Below are 19,556 nucleotides of genomic sequence, written 5' to 3'. Positions count from 1 at the left end.
ATGACGATCCAACGGCAGATCGGATTCTGGATCGTGGCCCTCGTGGTGATGGTGGCGCTGCTTTTTGCCCTGCGCACCATCCTTCTGCCCTTCGTGGCCGGCTTCGCGCTGGCCTACCTGCTCGATCCGCTGGCGGACCGGATGCAGCGTCTCGGCATCGGACGTCTTGGCGCGAGCCTCGTCATCCTGATCCTGTTCGTCCTGATCTTCATCGTCACCCTCATGATCCTGGTTCCGATCGCCGCGCAGCAGGTTGGCGCCTTCGTCGAGAAGCTCCCGAGCTATGTGGCGCGGCTGCAGCAGCTGGCGGTGGAGCAGGGCGGTCCCCTGGTCGAAAGGCTGGGCGGGTCGAGCGCGCTGTCCGAGATGCAGACCTCCGCCGGCAACCTGATCAGCCAGGGCATCGCCTGGCTCGGTGCCTTTCTGCAATCGCTCTGGTCCGGCGGGCAGGCGCTGCTCGGTATCTTTTCCCTGCTGGTGGTCACGCCGGTGGTAGCCTTCTACATGCTCGTCGATTGGGACCGCATGGTCACGACGGTCGATTCCTGGATGCCGATGAAGCAGCGCGACAATGTGCGCGCCATCGCCCGCGACATCGACCGGGCCATCGCGGGCTTCGTGCGGGGACAGGCCATGGTCTGCGTGATCCTCGGCACGTTCTATGCGGTCGGGCTCACTCTCATCGGCCTCAACTTCGGCGCGATGATCGGCATGACCTCCGGCGTCCTGAGCTTCATCCCCTATGTGGGCTCGCTCACCGGGCTGATCCTGTCCATGGGCGTCGCCATCGTCCAGTTCTGGCCGGACTGGACCATGATCCTCGCCACGCTGGGCATCTTCGTCTTCGGCCAGTTCGTGGAGGGCAACATCCTGTCCCCGAAACTCGTCGGCGAATCCGTCGGCCTGCATCCGGTCTGGCTGATGTTCGCGCTGCTCGCCTTCGGCGCGCTGTTCGGCTTCGTCGGGCTGCTGCTGGCGGTGCCGCTCGCCGCCGCCATCGGCGTCGTCGCGCGCTTCGCTTTGCAGCAATATCTGGCGAGCCCGATCTATCGCGGCACCGAGCCGGTGATCCTGATGCCCCGGGCCGATGCCGACAAGCCGCGGATCGATATCGATGCGTGAAGCTCCCAAGCAGCTCGCCTTCGACCTGCCGCTCGACCCGCGCTTCGGGCGGGAGGATTTTCTCGTCAGCCCGTCGAACGAGCATGCCTATGCCATGATCGAGAACTGGCCCGAATGGCCGGACACGGTTCTCCTGCTCAATGGACCGCGCGGCAGCGGCAAGAGCCATCTGGCAGCGATCTGGGCGACGACGGCCCATGCCTGGACCATCGACGCCTTCGAGGTGACGCAGGACAAGGTCCCGCATCTCGTCTCCAACGGCGCCCTCGCCATCGAGGATTTCGATCGGGCCGACCGGGACGAGGCCGCCCTGTTCCACCTGCTCAACCTGGCGCGGGAGAAGCGGGCCTTCGTGCTGCTGACCGCATCGACGCCTCCGGATCGCTGGGGATTGAAGACGCCGGATCTGCTTTCCCGGCTGCGCCTCGCCACGAGCGTGTCCCTCGACGCGCCGGACGACGCGCTCCTGAAGGCGGTTCTGGTCAAGCTGTTCGTCGACCGGCAACTCGTGGTCGATACCAGCGTTGTCGATTACATTGCATTGCGGATCGAACGGTCGCTGGCGAAGGCGGCCGAACTGGTGACGCTTCTCGACAAGGAGGCCCTCAGTCGGGGACGTCGCGTTTCTCGCGCCATTGCTGCTGAAATCCTAGGGGCCATCCAGGACGCGGATGAGATCGAGTGAAGACGACGTGAAGACCCTGTCACCGAACCGTCGTGAAACCGTCACGAAGTCCAAATCAAAACGGACTTCCCAGAAGCTGGCGGAGAATGACGTGCGCAACGCCTTGGTATTGGACGAGTCCGAAATCGTTAGCGAGGTCCCGGCGCCCAAGGCGCCACCGGATATCGAGCTCGACGGGGCGATCCTGCGCCAGTTTCCGCAGCGCTTCATCAACCGGGAACTCTCCTGGCTCCAGTTCAACCGGCGTGTGCTGGAGGAGGCCGCCAACCGAAATCATCCGCTGCTGGAGCAGTTGCGGTTTCTGTCGATCTCGGCGGACAATCTCGACGAGTTCTTCATGGTCCGCGTCGCGGGCCTGCGCGGACAGGTTCGGTCGGGCGTTTCGACGACCTCCCAGGACGGGCTGACCCCGCAGGAGCAACTGGCGAAGATCGCGGTCGAAGTCTCGAAGCTCGCCTCCGACCAGCAGGAGCGTTGGCGGGAATTGAGGGCGGCCTTACAGGACGAAGGCATCGTGCTCGTGGACGGAAGCGGCCTGACCAAGCCCGAGGCTTCCTGGCTCGAGGATTACTTCCTCAACCACGTCTTTCCGGTCCTGACGCCGCTCGCCATCGATCCGGCACATCCGTTCCCGTTCATTCCCAACCTGGGCTCGTCGATTGCGCTGAAACTCGTGCGCCAGAGCGACGGCAAGGTGCTCAACGCGCTGATCCGCCTGCCGGTGCGGGCTGAGCGCTTCATCCGCCTGCCGGATTTCGCGGAGACGGGCGCAACTCGCTTCATCGCCCTCGAACAGATGATCGTGCTCTACACCAGCCGTCTCTTCCCCGGCTACAATGTGCAGGGCCAGGGAGCCTTCCGCGTCATCCGCGATTCCGATATCGAGGTCGAGGAAGAGGCTGAGGATCTCGTCCGGCATTTCGAAACCGCGCTCAAGCGCCGCCGACGCGGCAGCGTGATCCGCCTCGAAGTCGAAGCGGCGATGCCGGAGGATCTGCGGCAATTCGTGGTGGAGGAGTCCGAGATCGCCCAGGACGAGCTGTTCGTCGTCGAGGGCATGCTCGGGCTGAACGAGCTATCGCAGCTGGTCAGCCTCGACCGGCCGGATCTCAAGTTCAAACCGTACAATCCGCGCTTTCCGGAACGGATCCGCGAGCATAGCGGCGATTGCTTCGCCGCGATCCGCGAGAAGGACATCATCGTCCACCACCCTTACGAATCCTTCGATGCGGTGGTGCAGTTCCTGCATCAGGCGGCGCGGGATCCGAATGTGGTCGCGATCAAGCAGACGCTCTATCGCACGTCGTCGAACTCACCCATCGTGGCGGCGCTCGCCGAGGCTGCGGAGGCGGGCAAGTCCGTCACCGCGCTCGTCGAGCTCAAGGCCCGCTTCGACGAGGAGGCCAATATCCGCTGGGCGCGCGATCTCGAACGGGCCGGCGCGCAGGTGGTGTTCGGCTTCATCGAACTGAAGACCCATGCCAAATTGTCCATGGTGGTGCGGCGCGAGGGCGGGCAGCTCATCACCTATTGCCATGTGGGCACGGGCAATTACCACCCGATCACGGCGCGCATCTATACCGACCTGTCCTTCTTCACCGCCGATCCGGCGATCGGACGCGACGTGTCGCGCATCTTCAACTTCGTGACCGGCTATGCGGAGCCGGCCGAGCTGGAGCGCATGGCCGTATCTCCGCTGACCCTGAAGAAGCGCCTGCTCCAGCATATCGACGAGGAGATCGCCCATGCGAAGGCCGGGCGTCCCGCCGCGATCTGGGGCAAGTGCAATTCGCTCGTCGATCCCGTCATCATCGATGCCCTCTACGATGCCAGCGCCGCGGGCGTGCAGGTCGATCTGATCGTGCGCGGCATCTGCTGCCTGCGTCCCGGCATCAAGGGGTTGTCCGAGAATATCCGGGTCAAATCCATCATCGGTCGCTTCCTCGAGCACACCCGTATCTATGCTTTCGGCAACGGGCACGCGCTGCCGAATCCGAAGGCGCATGTCTACATCTCGTCGGCCGATCTCATGCCGCGCAATCTCGACCGGCGTGTCGAAGCGCTGCTGCCGATCCTCAATCCCACCGTCCATCAGCAGGTTCTCGACCAGATCATGCTGGCGAATCTGCTCGACAACGAGCAGAGCTGGATGGTCCTCCCCGATGGCACGAGCCGGAGAATCGTCCTGGCCAAGGGCGAGGAGCCATTCAACGCACACAGGTATTTCATGACCAATCCGAGCCTGTCGGGCCGCGGCAAGTCCTTGAAGACGTCGAGCCCCAAGGCGCTCGCGAAGCGCGGGCAGCGCTGACATGGTCCTCGTCGAGCGCAGCGAGGCGCAGGGACGGCTCAAGATCGGCCGCCCGGTCGCCATCATCGACATCGGATCGAACTCGGTCCGCCTCGTCGCTTATGAAGGCCTGTCCCGGGCTCCGACGCCGATCTACAATGAAAAGGTGCTCTGCGGCCTCGGACGCCATGTGGCGACCACGGGACGCCTCGATGACGATGCCGTCGAGCGGGCCTTGAGGGCGCTCTCCCGCTTCCGGGTGCTTTGCGAAACCATGGATGTGGCCGAGGTCTATGTGCTGGCCACCGCCGCCGCGCGCGACGCCACCAACGGTCCCGACTTTCTCGCGGCGGCCGAACAGGCCTGCGGATGCCGGATCCAGCTTCTTTCCGGCGCCAAGGAGGCGCTGTTCTCGGCCTATGGCGTCGTCTCGGGCTTCTACAAACCCGACGGCCTCGTCGGCGATATGGGCGGCGGCAGCCTGGAACTGGTGGACGTGCAAGGCGCGCTGGTCGGGGAGGGCGTCACCATGCCTCTCGGCGGACTCGCCCTGCAGGACCTGAGCGGCGGCTCCGTGAAAAAGGCGCAGAAGATCATTCGCGCCTCCCTGGAGCGGGCCGCCGGGCATCTGGAGCAGCTCCATGGCCGGACCTTCTATGCGGTCGGCGGCACGTGGCGTGCCCTCGCGCGGCTGCATCAGGCCGTGACGGATTACCCGCTGCACATCATGCACAACTACATCATCAACCCGGAGGACGGCCTGGACTTCCTGCATCTCGTGGAAGAGGCCGATGCCAAGACCCTGAAGGATATCGAGAGCATCTCCGAGGCGCGCCGCCCGCTTCTCGCCTATGGGGCGATGCTTCTGGAAGAGATCATCCGTCTTGGCGAGCCGAAGGAAATCGCCATCTCGGCTCTCGGCGTGCGCGAGGGCCTGCTTTACGACCAACTCGACCCGGAAACGCGCCGGCTCGACCCGCTCTTGACCGCCGCGAGCGATCTCAACCTGCTCCGCTCCCGCTCTCCCCGCCACGGGGAGGAATTGTGGGAATGGACGAGCCGGTTCATCGATTCGGTCGGCCTGCCCGAGACCGAGAACGAGCAGCATCTTCGCCATGCGGGCTGCCTCCTCGCCGATATCGGCTGGCGGGCGCATCCGGATTATCGCGGCGAGCAGAGCCTGAACCTGATCGCCTATGGCGCCTTCGTCGGCCTCGATCATCCGGGCCGCGCCTATCTCGCCCTGTCGATCTTCTTCCGCCATGAGGGCCTTTCCCCGGACAAGGTGGGCTCCCGGATCAAGGCCCTGGCCGGGTCCAGGCTCATGGAGCGCGCCCGCCTGCTAGCCGCCATGATGCGCGTGGCCTATCCCGTTTCCGTGGCCATGGAGGGCGTTCTGCCACAGACGCCCCTGACCGCGCAGGGCAGAAGCGTGGTGCTGCGCCTGCCGCGCCACATGGCCGATCTTGCCAACGAGCGGCTTGTCGGCCGCGTCCGGGCCCTGGCCAAGCTTCTCAACCTGGAACCGGTCATCGAAGTCTCCTGAATGCGGGCTTCGAGCTTAAACCACCTGATTTTTCAGGGATTTTGGGAGCCGTGCTGTTTCATCGCGTCTTGGGTCCGATGGAGGCTTTCGACATTGGTCTCATCGATATCGATGAAGGCGTGGCTGGCATGTGATGACGTTTTATTCTAACTAAGATAGAAAATCGGCGCCTTACGGCTAGGGGAGTCTCCTTCATGCAAACCATCGATCTGAATGCCGTCCGCAATGCGAAGCGGTCGAGTGAGCCCTATGATTTTCTGCTCACGGACAACATTCTGAAAGCGGACGTCATCGGCGATCTCAAGCGCGATTTTCCGGAAATCACGAAGCCCGGCTACCTCACCGTGGACGAGGTTCAGATGCATGGCCGCTTCAAGACTCTGATCGAGGAGCTGGAAGGCCCGGAGCTGACGGAAGAGCTTTCCCGCAAGTTCGGCCAGGACCTGCACCAATATCCCCGCCTGACCACCATCATGAAGCGCTCGCAGCCCAAATACGGCGCGATCCACACGGACGGCCCGTCCAAGGTCATGACGATGCTGGTCTACATGAACGACGAGTGGAACCAGGACGACGGTGGCCGCCTGCGCGTTCTCTATGACGGCCAGAACTTCGAGCCCTATGCGCTGGAAGTTCCGCCGACCATGGGCACCATGTTCGCCTTCCTCCGCGCCGACAATTCCTGGCACGGCCATCGCCCCTTCGTCGGCGAGCGCCGCGTCGTCCAGATTGCCTGGGTCAAGAGCCAGGCCGACGTGGAGCGCAAGAAGAAGAACAACAAGATGGCCCAGTTCTTCAAGGGCATCTTCGGACGGTAAAAGGCTCCGGCCGAAAGGCACCGGTGCCATGAAGCCCGATATCGAAACCTCCGCGACCCGCATCGTCTACGAAAACCGTTGGATGCGGGTCCGTGAGGATTCGATAATACGGCGCGATGGATCGCACGGCATTTACGGCGTCGTCGAGAAATCTGATTTCGCCGTGATCGTCCCCGTCGAAAACGGGACGATCCACCTCGTCGAGCAATATCGCTACCCTGTGCAGGGCCGTTACTGGGAATTGCCGCAGGGCTCGTGGGAGCAATCCCCGGACACCGACCCGCTGGACCTCGCCCGCGCCGAACTGCGTGAGGAGACGGGCCTGAACGCGCGCAGCATGCTCCATATCGGCCATCTGTTCGAGTGCTACGGCTACTCGACTCAAGGGTATCATATCTATCTCGCACAGGGTCTCGAAGCCGGCGACGCCGACCGGGAGCGCGAGGAGCAGGACATGATCTCCCGCGCCTTCCCCATTGCGGAAGTGGATGCAATGATCCTTCAGGGCGCGATCAAGGATTCCGCCACGGTCGCGGCCATCGGACTGCTGCGCCTCAAGGGTCTGCTCTGAGACAGGATTGGTCCGGTTTTCCCTTGAGAAGCCCGCCCACCATCCGCCCATCCCGACATATCCATTCCATAGTTCCCTGAAAGAGTGGCGGCGCCGGTCGGGCCGATGCATGAGGGCTGTTGCCGTTGTTCCGCTGGATGAAGGAGCGGCATCCCATCATCGGCCTCTCCCCGGCATGAGGGACGCGATGAGCCACTCGATCCGCCCCGGAGTTCAGAGACGCCTCGCAGCCATCCTGGCTGCCGACGTGGTCGGTTTTTCGACCCTGATGGGGGAGGACGAGGAGGGCACGGTCGCCCGGGTCAAAAGCCTTCGGCGCGATGTGATCGAGCCCATCGTCACCGCGCATCGGGGGCGTGTGGTGAAGACCACCGGTGATGGCTTCCTCGTCGAGTTCGGCAGTCCGATGGAGGCCATCCGCTGCGCGGTGGAAGTGCAGGAGACTCTCTCGTTCAAGGCCGTGCAGGAACCGGCGCCGGCCCTCGAACTGCGGATCGGGATCAACCTTGGCGACATCATCATCGAGGAGGATGGGGACATTTACGGCGACGGCGTGAACATCGCCGCCCGCCTGGAGCAACTGGCCCAGCCCGGAGCCATCTGCATTTCGGGGAAGGTCTACGACGAAGTCGGCGACAGGCTGCCCTATGGTTTCCGGAATGAAGGCGAAAAATCCATCAGGAACATCGCGAGGCCGATCAGGATCTACAGCTTCGCCGGAGGCTCCCCGGCGGGACGCCGCCCGGCCCTGGCCGTGCCGGACAAGCCGTCGATCGCCGTCCTTCCTTTCGACACCATGAGCGAGAACCACGACAGCGGCTTCCTCGCGGATGGGATTGCCGAGGACATCATCGCCGCGCTCTCGCGGGTGCGCTCCTTCTTCGTCATCGCCCGCAACTCGACCTTCACCTACAAGGGACGCGCCGTGAACGTGCAGGAGGTCAGCCGCGATCTCGGCGTCCGTTACGTGCTCGAGGGCAGCGTCAGGCGCATCCGCGACAGGGTCCGCATCACGGCGCAGCTGGACGACGGGACGACGGGCGCGCATCTCTGGGCCGATCATTACGATGGCACGGTCGAGGATATCTTCGACCTTCAGGATCGGATCACGGCGAGTGTGGTCGGCGCGATCCAGCCCTCGATCAGGGCGGCCGAGGTCGAGCGGGCAAGGCGCAAGAGACCGGACAGCTTGAACGCCTACGATCTCGTCATGCAGGCCTTACCCTATGTCTGGTCTCTGGACGTCGCGTCGAACAGGGTGGCGACGAAGCTTTTGGAAGAGGCGCTTCGGCTCGATCCGACCTATCCCCTGGCCTTGTCCCTCTCGTCATGGTGCAGCGGGCAGCGGATCATCTACAACTGGTCGAAGGATCCCGCGCAGGATCGCCGCGATGCTCTGGACAAGGCTTATGCGGCCGCCGATCTGGCTGCCGACGATCCGCTCGTCCTGACCGTACTCGGTGCCGCCCAGACGATCACCCGCGAGTATCAGGCGGGCCTGCTCCTGCTCGAGAAGGCGCTGGCGCTCGACCCGAACCTGGCCTGGGCGTGGAACCGCAGCGGGTGGCTTCGCAATTTCCTCGACGATCCCGATACGGGCATCGAACATTTCGAGAGGGCGATACGCCTGAGCCCGTTCGACCCCATGATCTTTAACTCCTATGCCGGAATCGGGGCCGCGCATTTCGTGGCCGGACGCTACGGGCCGGCGGTCGAATGGTATCAGAAGGCCCGTCTCGCCAATCCGAAGGCGGCCTGGATCAACAGATTCCTTGCCGCTGCCTATGTCTTTTCCGGCAACCAGGAGCAGGCCGAAGCCTGCGTTCAGAAGCTCCTCGTGGCCTATCCGGGGCTGACCGTAAGGGCGGTGCGGGCCGCGCCGCCCTTCAGCAAGGATGTCATCGACCGCCTGTGCGAGGGACTCCGGCGGGCCGGTCTCCCGGAGTGACGTCGGCGTCGGCGAAGTTCTATCTTTTTCAAAGACGCATTTTTCCGCCGCAAAACCAGTGTCCACTTTTGCGGAAAATGCTCTAGCTCGCCGGCGGGACCGGATAGACGAAGACCCGGTTTTTGCGCACTGCGAGGCCGAGTTCACCCCCCTTCAGCGCCAGGGCCTTTTCCCCGAACAGGGCGCGCCGCCAGCCATGCAGGGGCGGGACGTCGGCGGTGTCGCTGTCGGCAATGGCTTCCAGTTCATCGACTGTGGCGATGATCTTCGGGGCGACGCCCTCCTGTTCCGCCACGGCCTTCAAAAGAACCTTCAGCATTTCGACCACCGCGCCGGTCGCACCGCGTCCACGCGGGCGCTCGAGCATCGGCACGGTGGCAGGGTCGCGGGTCAGGCCGCGCTCGACGGCCTCCAGGATATCGCCACCGGTGCGGGAGCGCTCGAAGCCGTTCGGAATCGAGCGCAGCCTGCCCAAGGCCTCCACGCTGCGCGGGGCGGATGTCGCGATGTCTATGAGGGCGTCGTCCTTGAGAATGCGCCCGCGCGGCACGTCGCGGTTCTGCGCCTCGCGCTCGCGCCAGGCCGCGATCTCCATGAGCACGGCCACTTCCTTCGTCTTGCGCAGTCGCCCGCCAAGCCGCCGCCAAGCATTGTCCGGATCGGCCTGGTAGGTCTCGGGCGAGGACAGGATCGCCATCTCCTCGTTGAGCCAGTCGAGCCGGCCGTTCTTCTGCAACTGCTCCATCAGCGCCTCGTAGACCTTCACCAGATGGGTGACGTCGGAGAGGGCATAGGTCAGCTGCGCCTCCGTGAGGGGGCGGCGGGACCAGTCGGTGAAGCGGGAGGATTTGTCGACCCGCGCCTTGGCGAGGTCATTGACGAGCTGTTCGTAGGAAACCGAATCGCCGTAGCCGCAGACCATGGCGGCGATCTGCGTGTCGAAGAGCGGCTCGGGAACGAGCCGACCGAGATTCCAGACGATTTCCAGATCCTGCCGGGCGGAGTGGAAAACCTTCACCACATCCTTGTTCGCCATCAGCGCCATGAAGGGCTCGAGGTCGATATCCGGGGCGAGCGGATCGATGAGGTAGGCATCGACCGGATCGGGCCCGGCCATCTGGATCAGGCAAAGCTTGGGATAGTAGGTCGTCTCGCGCAGAAACTCCGTATCGACGGTCACGAACGGATGTTGGGCAAGACGGGCGCAGGCCCGGTGAAGGGCGTCGGTGGTCGTAATCAAATCCATGGAGAAGCGTTTTAGCCCATGCCGGCGGATCATGCGACCCTGACTTAGGCACTGCCTTGAGCTTTCCTCCGCTCTTTCGCTTGGCGCTCGGCGCGCTTGATCAGCCAGTCGAGGATGTTGCGGTCGACGACAAGGCCCGTCTCCGCGTCGACGAGCCGCTCGATCCGGTCCGCCCGGAAGCCGCGATAGCCGTCATCGGCCATGTCGATTCCGCCCAGCAGGGTCTTGCCGGGACCAACCTTCAGCTCGCGCGCGATGATCCAGCGCCGGCTCGGATTGCCGGCTTGGTCCGTATAGTGAAGCTCCAGCGCGCCCTCCATTGGATAGACGTGCCAAGCACCCTCGAAACGCTCCTCGACGGGGCTATTCCGGGCCGGGTTCAGCAGGGATGTCACAGCATCGGAAATCATAGGGAAAATATGGTGGTTCGTGGTTTGTTCCGCAAGAGTCCGGGTGTCGCAAAGGGCGTGTTTCTGAGGGGAGCCGAGGCTGGGAGAGTAGCCTGGGGCATCTCTGGTCGAGGCGTCTCCCTACTTCACCGGCGCAGCGCCCCTTGTCACCCCCCGGCGGTCCGCAGGGCCGGGAAGGGGATCCATAGAAGCATCGTGGGTAAAGGTGGATTCCTTCCCCTCCGCTTGGCTCCGGCCGGAAATGACACGCGCCTCTTCACCTCTCCATCAGGGAGAGGTCGGACCTTCAGGTCCGGGTGAGGAGTACAGGTCTATCCGAAAAGCGCGCATTCCCTCCCCCCTTGCGGGGAGGGGTAGGGGCGGGGGGCGTAAAGTCAGAGCACTATGCGAATTGGCGAGGGATTAAGGCTGATACCGCCCTCGCTAGGGGGGAGGGAAAAGCGTGATCCGGAAAGCGCGGAGCTCCTCACCCTCGCTGCGCTCGACCTCTCCCAGGGAAAGGTGAAGGGCGTGTCCTGTCCTTCTCCTCGCAAGGGGGAGGGCTTAGCTTGTTCCCTGGCGGCCGGAGCGCGAGCGCCGGGATCAAGAAAGCCCTGCGCGACCCCGTCGCCGTCCCGCTTCCCTGATCGGATGTGGAGAGTGCCAGAACCAGGCCGACAGCCCTCCGCCCCGAAACGGGCGCGAGAACGCCCCGGCGCAGCCTCAAATGATCGTTCCGCCTTGACATCCCCCGGCGCGCATGAATGTTGCCCCCTTAACTCCGAGCCGTCTTCCTTTCATGCAGGCACCCATGTCCGCCACAATGTCCGCCCCCACCATGCACCGTTACCGTTCCCACACCTTGGGCGCTCTCCGCGAATCGAATGTCGGCGAAACCGTTCGCCTGTCCGGCTGGGCTCATCGTGTCCGTGACCATGGCGGGGTGCTCTTCATCGACCTGCGCGACCATTACGGCATGACGCAATGCGTGATCGATCCGGATTCTCCGGCTTTCAAGCTAGCCGAGTCCGTGCGCTCGGAATGGGTGGTGCGGGTCGACGGCAAGGTGCGCAAGCGCCCCGCCGGGACGGAGAACCCCGATTTGCCGACCGGCATGGTCGAGGTCTACATCACCGAGATGGAGGTGCTCGGCCCGGCGGACGAGCTGCCGTTGCCGGTCTTCGGCGACCAGGAATATCCGGAGGAGACGCGCCTCAAGTATCGCTTCCTCGACCTGCGCCGCGAGAAGCTGCACAATAACATCATGAAGCGCAGTGCGATCATCGACTCGCTGCGCCGCCGTATGAAGGAAAGCGCCTTCTTCGAGTTCACGACGCCGATCCTGACCGCGTCGTCGCCTGAGGGCGCGCGCGACTTCCTGGTGCCGTCGCGCCTGCATCCCGGCAAGTTCTACGCGCTGCCGCAGGCCCCGCAGCAGTTCAAGCAGCTCATCATGATTTCCGGGTTCGACCGCTATTTCCAGATCGCGCCCTGCTTCCGCGACGAGGACCCGCGTGCCGACCGTCTGCCGGGCGAGTTCTACCAGCTCGACGTGGAGATGAGCTTCATCACCCAGGAAGACGTGTTCCGCACCATGGAGCCCGTGATCCGCGACACCTTCAAGGAATTCGCGGACGGCAAGCCCGTCACCGAGGTGTTCCCGCGCATCAAATATTTCGATGCCCTGCTGAAATATGGCACCGACAAGCCCGACCTGCGCAACCCGCTCGTCATCGCCGACGTGTCGGAGGAGTTCGCCCGCGAGGATGTGAGCTTCAACGCCTTCAAGAACGTCATCAAGTCGGGTGGCGTCGTGCGCGCCATTCCGGCAACCGGGGCTGCCTCGCAGCCGCGCTCGTTCTTCGACAAGCTGAATGAGTGGGCGCGCACGGAAGGCGCGCCGGGTCTCGGCTACGTGGTGTTCGAGGAGGAGGGTGGCCAGATCGTCGGCAAGGGCCCGATCGCCAAGTTCATCCCGGACGAGGTGCAGAAGCTCATCCGTGAAAAGGCCGGCCTCAAGGCGGGCGATGCGGTGTTCTTCTCCGCGGGCGCCGAGGACAAGGCGGCGGCGCTTGCGGGCAAGGCGCGCGTGCGGATCGGCGACGAGCTGGGCCTTGGCGACAAGAACCAGTTCGCCCTCGCCTGGATCACCGACTTCCCGCAATACGAGTGGAACGAGGACGAGAAGAAGATCGACTTCTCGCATAATCCCTTCTCCATGGCGGACATGGAGCATGACGCCTTCATGGCGCTCGATCCGTCGGACAAGGATAAGCTCCTCAAGATCACCGCGCTCCAGTACGACATGGTCTGCAACGGCTACGAGCTGGCCTCGGGCTCGATCCGGAACCATCGTCCTGACCGCATGGTGAAGGCTTTCGAGATCGCCGGCTACGGCGAGAAGGAAGTCATGGAGCGCTTCGGCGGCATGTATCGCGCCTTCCAGTACGGCGCGCCTCCGCACGGCGGCATGGCGGCGGGCATCGACCGCATCGTGATGCTGCTCTGCGGCGCCATCAACCTGCGCGAGATCACGCTGTTCCCGATGAACCAGCGGGCCGAGGACCTGTTGCTCGGCGCGCCGTCGGAAGTGACGCCGAAGCAGCTGCGTGAACTGCACATCCGCCTGAACGTTCAGGAGAAGTGAGCTTAGAGAGCCATGCCCTCGGTCATCGCCATCGTCGTCGCCTTCGACAGTGCTGAGGCGCTGCCGGAGTGCCTCGGGGCTCTGAAGGCGGAAGGGGTCGGGGTAATCGTCGTCGACAACGCGTCCAGCGACGGCAGCGCGACCGAGGCCGAGCGCCTCGGCGCGTGCGTCATCCGCAATGCGCGGAACGAGGGCTATGGCCGGGCGAACAATATCGGCGGATGGGCGGCGGACAGCGAGTTCCTGCTCATCGTCAATCCGGATGTGGTGGTTGAGCCCGGAACGGTGGCCACGCTGCTCGATGCGGCGGAGCGCTATCCCGATGCCGCGTTGTTCGCCCCGCAGATCGTCGAGCCCAATGGCCGCGTCTTCTATCAGCCGCGCTCGTTGCTGGCGGGTTATCTCGAAAATCCGATCGGCAAGCTTGCCATACCCGACGGCGAGGCCTGCGCGCCGTTTTTCTCCGGCGCGTGCTTCCTCATCCGTCGCGAAACTTTCCTGAGGCTCGGCGGGTTCGATGAAAGCATCTTCCTGTTCTACGAAGACGATGACCTATGCCGCCGCATCACGGACTCGCAGGCAGCGCTCGTCTATGTGCCGAAGGCCATCGTGCGGCACGGGCGGGGGCGCTCCAGCGCACGGAGGCCGGGACTGGTCTTCAAGTCGCGTTGGCATCAGGCATGGTCGCGGGCCTATGTGAGCCACAAATACGGCCTCTACAACCCGGCCGCCGGCATGTTCTTCGTCAATGGGCTGAAGACTTTGGGCGCTGCTCTCACCGGCCAACGCAAGCTGATCGAGCGCTATGGCGGCTCGGCAGCCGGAGCCCTGGCCTACATGCGAGGCCGGACGGCACTCGAACAGGAAGGGCTTTCATGAAAGTCGGGGCCCTCCTTGCGAGTGCTCCCACCCTCTCCACCGCCATGGGGCAGGACAGGAACAACTTCACCCTGATCCGGCTGCTGCTAGCGCTCGCCGTCGTGGTCTCCCACGCCTTCAGCGTTACCACCGGCGAGGTGATGGACGAGCCGCTCGCCGCCCGGACCGGCTTCACGCTGGGCGAGCATGCCGTGAACGGCTTTTTCGCCATCTCCGGCTTTCTCGTCACCATGAGCTTCGACCGGCGCGGCTGGCGCGATTACGCCATTTCCCGCACCTTGCGCATTGCTCCTGGCCTCATCGTCGCGACGCTCGTGGTTGCGCTCCTCATGGGTGGCGCGATGACGCGCCTGCCGATAATGGACTATCTGGAAAGCGCGGACCTGCGGCGCTTCATTGCCGCGACGCTCACGAGCTTCAAGAGCAACATCGCCTTGCCCGGCGTGTTCGATAGTAACCCGTTCCGGTTCCCGATGGGCACGGTTTGGACGCTCAAATACGAGGTCCTGTGCTATGTGGGCGTGCTGGCCCTGGGCCTGATCGGCCTGCTGCGCTCGCGGCCCGCTTCCATCGCTCTCGTCGCCGGACTTGCCGTCGCCCTGCTGGGGCTCGATCTCTTCCGTCCCGACGCGCCGAAGGGCGTCGAGACCGCGCTGCGCCTGCCACTGATCTTCGCCTTCGGCGGTGCGCTTTATGTCTGGCGCAGCCGCGCCCGTCTCTCCGGTCCCATCCTGCTGGCGCTTGCCGTCGCGACGGCGCTCGCCCATGGCACCTTTCTCTATAAGACGCTGCTGTTCGTCACCTCCGCCTACGGGGTGATCTGGCTCGCCCTCGCGCCGGTCGTCACGCGCTTTTCCTATGAGCCCGAGGCGGATCTGTCCTACGGCACCTATCTCTATGGCTGGCCGGTGCAGCAATCCCTGCACGCGCTCTTCCCGGCCACCGCCGCTATCGTCCTGCTCGCGCCCTCCCTCGTCATCACGCTCGTGATCGCGGCCCTGTCCTGGTTCGGCATCGAGAAACCGGCTCTTGCCCTGAAGGCGAAGGCCCTGGGACGGCGGCCCCTCAAGACGATTGAGCCCGCAGCACCCTGACGGCAGCGATCAGCTCCCTGATCCGGTCGCTTTGCAGAAGCGGGATCAGCGTCGCGATCTTTTCCTGCGGCAACTCCCACCATCCGGCTTCGAGCAGATTCTGAACGGTCGCCTCGTCGAAGCGGTAGCGGATGACCTTCGCCGGGTTGCCGCCGACGATGGCATAGGGTGGCACATCCTTCGTCACCACCGCATGGGCGGCCACGACCGCCCCGTGGCCGATGGTGACACCGGAGAGGATGATCGCCCCGGAGCCGAGCCAGACATCGTGCCCGATGGTCACGTCTCCCCGCGAGGTGTGATAATCCTCCGTCTTCGGAGCCAAGGGCCAGAGGCCGGAAAGGGCGGAGAAGGGGTAGGTAGTTCCCCAATCGGTCCGGTGGTTGCCCCCGAGCAGGATCTCGACCTTGTCGGCGATCGAGCAATAGCGGCCGATGGCCAGCTTCCTGCCCGATTCGGGAAACCGCACCTTGGGGCGGCCGTAGGAGAACTCGCCAATGTCGTAGCCATAGCGGTTCGCCATCCAGGCGAGATGGAGCTTCGTCTGGTTATGCGGGTTGCGCCAGTTCTTGAGGCGGTGGCGAAGACTCATTGGATATTATTCACCGGGAATAAGAGCGTTGACGGCGGGAAACAAGGCGCGCACAAGAGCGCCAACCTAAAACAAGACACGTGGGCGTAAGGAGCGCTTGGGATGGCTGACAACATCTCGCAGGATCTGAAATCGGGAGCGATCTTCTACCACCGCTATCCGCGTCCGGGAAAGCTCGAGATCCAGCCGACGAAGCCGCTCGGCAATCAGCGCGACCTGGCGCTGGCCTATTCGCCCGGCGTCGCCGCCCCCTGCGAGGCTATCGCGGCGGATCCGGCTGAGGCCGCCAATCTCACCTCCCGCCAGAACCTCGTCGCGGTCATTTCCAACGGAACGGCGGTGCTGGGATTGGGCGATATCGGCCCGCTCGCCTCGAAGCCCGTGATGGAGGGCAAGGCCGTCCTGTTCAAGAAGTTCTCCGGCATCGACGTGTTCGACATCGAGATTGCCGAGAAGGAGGTCGATAAGCTCGTCGAGGTGATCGCGGCCCTGGAGCCGACCTTCGGCGGCATCAACCTCGAGGATATCAAGGCCCCCGAATGCTTCGAGGTGGAAGAGCGGTTGAAGATCCGCATGGGCATCCCGGTCTTCCATGACGATCAGCACGGCACCGCCATCATCGTCGGCGCTGCGGTCACGAACGCTCTCGAACTCGCGGGCAAGCGCATCGAGGATGTGAAGATCGTCACCTCCGGCGCGGGTGCGGCGGCGCTCGCCTGCCTCAACCTGCTGGTGTCGCTCGGCGCGAAGCGCGAGAACATCTGGGTCACGGATATCGAAGGCGTCGTCTATGAGGGCCGCGAAGTGCTCATGGACCGCTGGAAGTCGGTCTATGCGCAGAAGACCGACGCCCGCACGCTGGCCGACATCATCACCGATGCGGATGTCTTCCTCGGCGTATCCGCCGGCGGCGTCCTGAAGCCCGAGTTGCTGTCCAAGATGGCCCCGCGTCCGCTCATCATGGCGTTGGCGAACCCCTACCCGGAGATCATGCCGGAGGAGGCGGAGGCCGCGCGCCCGGACGCCATGATCTGCACCGGCCGTTCCGACTATCCGAACCAGGTCAATAACGTCCTGTGCTTCCCCTACATCTTCCGCGGCGCGCTCGATGTGGGCGCGACGACCATCAACGAGGCGATGAAGGCCGCCGCGGTGAAGGCCATTGCAGGCCTTGCGCGCGAAGCCCCGTCCGAAGTCGTGGCGCGCGCCTATGGCGGCGAGGCCCATCCTTTCGGACCCAAATCCCTGATCCCGAGCCCGTTCGATCCGCGCCTGATCCTGCGCATCGCGCCGGCGGTGGCGGAAGCGGCCATGGTGTCTGGCGTCGCTACGCGTCCCCTGGAGGATCTGGAGGCCTATGCGGATTCACTGACGCGCTTCGTCTTCCGCTCGGGCTTCATCATGAAGCCGATCTTCTCCAAGGCGAAAGACGACCCGAAGCGCGTTATTTATGCCGAGGGTGAGGACGAGCGGGTCCTTCGGGCGGTGCAGGTGATCGTCGAGGAGGGCATTGCCAAGCCGATCTTGATCGGGCGTCCGAACGTGGTCGAGACCCGGATCAAGCGTTTCGGTCTCTCCATGGAGATCGGGCGTCATTTCGAACTGGTGAATCCGGAAGACGATCCGCGCTATCGTGACTATGTGGCGACCTATGTGGAAGCGGCGGCCCGCAAAGGCATCACGCCCGATGCGGCGAAGACGTTGGTGCGCACCAATTCCACAGTGATCGGCGCGCTCGCGGTGCGGCGCGGCGATGCGGATGCCCTGATATGCGGCCTGGAAGGGCGCTTCCAGTCCCGACTCAAGCATATCAAGGATATCATCGGCCTGGCTCCCGGCGTTCACGAGATGGCGGCGCTCTCCCTTGTCATCACGTCGAAGGGCGCGTTCTTCCTCTCCGACACCCATGTGCAGTTCGATCCGGATGCGGGAGAGATCGCCGATATGACGATTGCCTGCGCAAGCCACGTGCAGCGCTTCGGCATCGAACCGAAGATCGCGCTGGTATCGCATTCGGATTTCGGCTCGGCGGATACGCCCTCCGCCGTCAAGATGCGCAAGGCACTCGCGCTCATCAGCGAGCGTGCTCCCGATCTCGAAGTCGATGGCGAGATGCAGGCGGACGCGGCCCTCTCTGCGATGATCCGCGAGCGGGTCCATCCGGGCTCGCGGCTGAAGGGCGAGGCGAACGTGCTGATCATGCCGAACCTGGACGCCGCCAACATCGCCTTCCAGTTCACGAAGATGCTGGCGGATTCCCTACCGGTTGGCCCAATCCTCATCGGTCCGGCCAAGCCCGCGCATATCCTGACGCCGTCGGTGACGGCGCGCGGCATCGTCAACCTCACGGCCATTGCCGTGGTCGAGGCGCAAGCCGCCGAGCAGGAGTCGAAACTCGCCTGAATTGGACCGGTTTTCGAAGTCTTGCCTAAGGCGGAGCCGGAGTTTTGAAAGGGATGCAGGGCAGTTCAAACCGAACTGCCCTGATCGGTCGTCCTATCGGGATGGAGGCGTGCCGCCCGGAGGTGGTGGAGCGCCTCCCTGGCCGCCCGCTTGCGGCATCGCGCGGCTCGCCCTGTCGAGCAGGGTGAGGGTGGCTTCCACGCAGGCTCTCATGGAGTCGCGCGAGTCGCAGCGGACTGTGACGGCCGCGTCTCCGCTGCGCAGCCTGAACAGAGCGCCGCGGCTTGCTCCTCCGTCTCCGTACATGTCGCGCAAGAGGTCGCGCAGGCTGCCATCTTCGTCCCGGTCTTTCCGGCTATAGGAAGAATCCTGATCCTCGGAGCGTGACATGCCCTGGCTCAGAGCGGGCAGGGGCAGCAGCATGAGCCCGATGACTGCAAATAAGGTCTTGTTCATTCGAGGCCTCCGTTTCCAAGCAGGCGTGGCAGAGTCGGGTTAGTCATCGCAGACCCGCCTGCGGACCATGATGACGAAATCGCGCTCTTCATCGGCCAGGCTCCTCGTGACGAAGTAACAACCTCCCTGCGAGAGGCCGCGCCGTTCGCGGATCAAATCCAGAAGCTCGCCTCTCCGGCCTCCCCGCTCCTGAAGCATGTCCATCAATTCGGCGCGCCGGTCCCGTCGGTTCTGGAGCATATCCATCAGTTCGGCACGCCGGTCCCGCCGGTTCTGGAGCATATCCATGATCTGGCCGCGTCGTTCCTGACGCCAATTCCCGCCGCCATCACCGCCGTCTTCATCCGACCACCCCTGCGCGGAGGCCGATGATGCTGTCACGCCGATCAGGGGAGCTGAAAAGGCAAAAGCGAGTGCTATTGCGGCAACGAAAGGTAACCGTTTCATGAGCGTCTCCCATCAAATGCTAAGTGCTAAAACGGGCAGCCCCCACGGATGAGGATTATGGCTTTGCCCCACCGCAATGCGCTTGCGACGGTGGGTTTCCCATACTCGAACCTAATGTGTAGAAGACGGCTCAATGGTGAGCCTGAGACTCCACCCTCACAAGTCGCTCATAAGGATAGGATGGCACGGATGAGGTAGCGGCGTCTGGCCGCGATTGCCCAAGGCCTTCGTAGCCTTGAAGGCTACGGTCGGAGATAGTGCTGCCGGCGCAGCTGAATGGAGCCGCCCGCTAGAGCGGTGTTCGTTTCGATGGAATCGAACTCCGCTCCCGTATCGAAGGGAACGCCGCATTTTCAGGAAAACCGGTTCCCACTTGTCCTGAAAATGCTCTAGCCGGACTGCCGAAACTTCCGAGCAATGCGC

At 63.9% G+C, this 19,556-nt stretch carries 16 protein-coding genes; 11 read left to right on the top strand and 5 right to left on the bottom strand.

Annotated elements, in window-relative coordinates:
• From AB4Y97_RS05790 to AB4Y97_RS05760, 7 genes are all read left to right on the top strand, one after another.
• The gene (locus AB4Y97_RS05790; protein ID WP_441998070.1) at positions 1–1,122 is read left to right on the top strand and encodes an AI-2E family transporter; all 1,122 of its coding nucleotides are present in this window, start codon (positions 1–3) and stop codon (positions 1,120–1,122) included.
• Positions 1,115–1,807: a hypothetical protein gene (locus AB4Y97_RS05785; RefSeq protein ID WP_441998069.1), complete on the top strand. Its 693-nt coding sequence runs from the start codon at positions 1,115–1,117 to the stop codon at positions 1,805–1,807. The genes AB4Y97_RS05790 and AB4Y97_RS05785 overlap by 8 nt, the downstream gene beginning before the upstream one ends.
• Positions 1,794–4,118: an RNA degradosome polyphosphate kinase gene (locus tag AB4Y97_RS05780; protein ID WP_441998068.1), complete on the top strand. Its 2,325-nt coding sequence runs from the start codon at positions 1,794–1,796 to the stop codon at positions 4,116–4,118. The genes AB4Y97_RS05785 and AB4Y97_RS05780 overlap by 14 nt, the downstream gene beginning before the upstream one ends.
• 1 nt (position 4,119) lies before the next feature.
• Positions 4,120–5,643, top strand: a complete 1,524-nt coding sequence (gene ppx, locus AB4Y97_RS05775; protein ID WP_441998067.1) for an exopolyphosphatase — start codon at positions 4,120–4,122, stop codon at positions 5,641–5,643.
• 194 nt (positions 5,644–5,837) lie between these two features.
• Positions 5,838–6,461 carry a 2OG-Fe(II) oxygenase gene (locus AB4Y97_RS05770; RefSeq protein WP_441998066.1) on the top strand — a complete coding sequence of 208 codons (624 nt, stop codon included), beginning with the start codon at positions 5,838–5,840 and terminating at the stop codon, positions 6,459–6,461.
• Positions 6,462–6,489: 28 nt separating this feature from the next.
• Positions 6,490–7,032 (top strand): NUDIX domain-containing protein, encoded by a 543-nt coding sequence (locus AB4Y97_RS05765; RefSeq protein ID WP_441998065.1) that lies wholly within the window; start codon positions 6,490–6,492, stop codon positions 7,030–7,032.
• 187 nt (positions 7,033–7,219) lie between these two features.
• Positions 7,220–8,980: an adenylate/guanylate cyclase domain-containing protein gene (locus AB4Y97_RS05760; RefSeq protein WP_441998064.1), complete on the top strand. Its 1,761-nt coding sequence runs from the start codon at positions 7,220–7,222 to the stop codon at positions 8,978–8,980.
• An 82-nt stretch (positions 8,981–9,062) separates the two neighbouring features.
• On the opposite strand, the gene rnd is transcribed toward AB4Y97_RS05760, so the two are convergent.
• Together rnd and AB4Y97_RS05750 are read right to left on the bottom strand one after the other, a co-directional pair.
• On the bottom strand, positions 9,063–10,226 hold the full coding sequence (gene rnd, locus AB4Y97_RS05755) for a ribonuclease D (RefSeq protein ID WP_441998063.1): 1,164 nt from the start codon (positions 10,224–10,226) through the stop codon (positions 9,063–9,065).
• Between the two features lie 44 nt (positions 10,227–10,270).
• Positions 10,271–10,621, bottom strand: a complete 351-nt coding sequence (locus AB4Y97_RS05750) for a hypothetical protein (RefSeq protein WP_441998062.1) — start codon at positions 10,619–10,621, stop codon at positions 10,271–10,273.
• An 832-nt stretch (positions 10,622–11,453) separates the two neighbouring features.
• On the opposite strand from AB4Y97_RS05750, the gene aspS reads away from it, so the two are divergent.
• Genes aspS through AB4Y97_RS05735 form a run of 3 tightly spaced genes read left to right on the top strand, consistent with a single transcriptional unit; the run spans position 11,454 to position 15,235 of the window.
• Positions 11,454–13,262, top strand: coding sequence for an aspartate--tRNA ligase (gene aspS, locus AB4Y97_RS05745; protein ID WP_441998253.1), 1,809 nt, complete (start codon positions 11,454–11,456; stop codon positions 13,260–13,262).
• Between the two features lie 12 nt (positions 13,263–13,274).
• Positions 13,275–14,141 (top strand): glycosyltransferase family 2 protein, encoded by an 867-nt coding sequence (locus AB4Y97_RS05740; protein ID WP_441998061.1) that lies wholly within the window; start codon positions 13,275–13,277, stop codon positions 14,139–14,141.
• Entirely contained in the window at positions 14,138–15,235 is a 1,098-nt protein-coding gene (locus tag AB4Y97_RS05735) for an acyltransferase family protein (protein WP_441998060.1), read from the top strand. The genes AB4Y97_RS05740 and AB4Y97_RS05735 overlap by 4 nt, the downstream gene beginning before the upstream one ends.
• On the opposite strand, the gene AB4Y97_RS05730 is transcribed toward AB4Y97_RS05735, so the two are convergent.
• Positions 15,207–15,827, bottom strand: coding sequence for a CatB-related O-acetyltransferase (locus AB4Y97_RS05730; RefSeq protein WP_441998059.1), 621 nt, complete (start codon positions 15,825–15,827; stop codon positions 15,207–15,209). The genes AB4Y97_RS05735 and AB4Y97_RS05730 overlap by 29 nt on opposite strands.
• Positions 15,828–15,929: 102 nt before the next feature.
• Here AB4Y97_RS05730 and AB4Y97_RS05725 point away from each other — a divergent pair, with 102 nt between their 5' ends.
• The gene (locus AB4Y97_RS05725) at positions 15,930–18,230 is read left to right on the top strand and encodes an NADP-dependent malic enzyme (RefSeq protein WP_441998058.1); all 2,301 of its coding nucleotides are present in this window, start codon (positions 15,930–15,932) and stop codon (positions 18,228–18,230) included.
• Positions 18,231–18,323: 93 nt separating this feature from the next.
• On the opposite strand, the gene AB4Y97_RS05720 is transcribed toward AB4Y97_RS05725, so the two are convergent.
• Both AB4Y97_RS05720 and AB4Y97_RS05715 read right to left on the bottom strand, forming a co-directional pair.
• The gene (locus tag AB4Y97_RS05720; protein WP_441998057.1) at positions 18,324–18,686 is read right to left on the bottom strand and encodes a hypothetical protein; all 363 of its coding nucleotides are present in this window, start codon (positions 18,684–18,686) and stop codon (positions 18,324–18,326) included.
• Positions 18,687–18,725: 39 nt separating this feature from the next.
• Positions 18,726–19,133, bottom strand: coding sequence for a hypothetical protein (locus tag AB4Y97_RS05715; RefSeq protein ID WP_441998056.1), 408 nt, complete (start codon positions 19,131–19,133; stop codon positions 18,726–18,728).
• Positions 19,134–19,556 lie beyond the last annotated feature (423 nt).

The organism is Microvirga sp. 2TAF3 (genome assembly GCF_052114965.1).
Lineage (GTDB): Bacteria > Pseudomonadota > Alphaproteobacteria > Rhizobiales > Beijerinckiaceae > Microvirga.
Note: the sequence above shows the minus strand (reverse complement) of the source record. Positions and strands in the feature narration are given on the sequence as shown.

Excerpts from the sequence above, each read along its gene's own strand:
- AB4Y97_RS05790 (WP_441998070.1), top strand. The coding sequence starts at position 1 with ATGACGATCCAACGGCAGATCGGATTCTGGATCGTGGCCCTCGTGGTG.
- AB4Y97_RS05785 (WP_441998069.1), top strand. The coding sequence starts at position 1,115 with ATGCGTGAAGCTCCCAAGCAGCTCGCCTTCGACCTGCCGCTCGACCCG.
- AB4Y97_RS05780 (WP_441998068.1), top strand. The coding sequence starts at position 1,794 with ATGAGATCGAGTGAAGACGACGTGAAGACCCTGTCACCGAACCGTCGT.
- ppx (WP_441998067.1), top strand. The coding sequence starts at position 4,120 with ATGGTCCTCGTCGAGCGCAGCGAGGCGCAGGGACGGCTCAAGATCGGC.
- AB4Y97_RS05770 (WP_441998066.1), top strand. The coding sequence starts at position 5,838 with ATGCAAACCATCGATCTGAATGCCGTCCGCAATGCGAAGCGGTCGAGT.
- AB4Y97_RS05765 (WP_441998065.1), top strand. The coding sequence starts at position 6,490 with ATGAAGCCCGATATCGAAACCTCCGCGACCCGCATCGTCTACGAAAAC.
- AB4Y97_RS05760 (WP_441998064.1), top strand. The coding sequence starts at position 7,220 with ATGAGCCACTCGATCCGCCCCGGAGTTCAGAGACGCCTCGCAGCCATC.
- rnd (WP_441998063.1), bottom strand. The coding sequence starts at position 10,226 with ATGGATTTGATTACGACCACCGACGCCCTTCACCGGGCCTGCGCCCGT.
- aspS (WP_441998253.1), top strand. The coding sequence starts at position 11,454 with ATGCACCGTTACCGTTCCCACACCTTGGGCGCTCTCCGCGAATCGAAT.
- AB4Y97_RS05740 (WP_441998061.1), top strand. The coding sequence starts at position 13,275 with ATGCCCTCGGTCATCGCCATCGTCGTCGCCTTCGACAGTGCTGAGGCG.
- AB4Y97_RS05735 (WP_441998060.1), top strand. The coding sequence starts at position 14,138 with ATGAAAGTCGGGGCCCTCCTTGCGAGTGCTCCCACCCTCTCCACCGCC.
- AB4Y97_RS05730 (WP_441998059.1), bottom strand. The coding sequence starts at position 15,827 with ATGAGTCTTCGCCACCGCCTCAAGAACTGGCGCAACCCGCATAACCAG.
- AB4Y97_RS05725 (WP_441998058.1), top strand. The coding sequence starts at position 15,930 with ATGGCTGACAACATCTCGCAGGATCTGAAATCGGGAGCGATCTTCTAC.
- AB4Y97_RS05720 (WP_441998057.1), bottom strand. The coding sequence starts at position 18,686 with ATGAACAAGACCTTATTTGCAGTCATCGGGCTCATGCTGCTGCCCCTG.
- AB4Y97_RS05715 (WP_441998056.1), bottom strand. The coding sequence starts at position 19,133 with ATGAAACGGTTACCTTTCGTTGCCGCAATAGCACTCGCTTTTGCCTTT.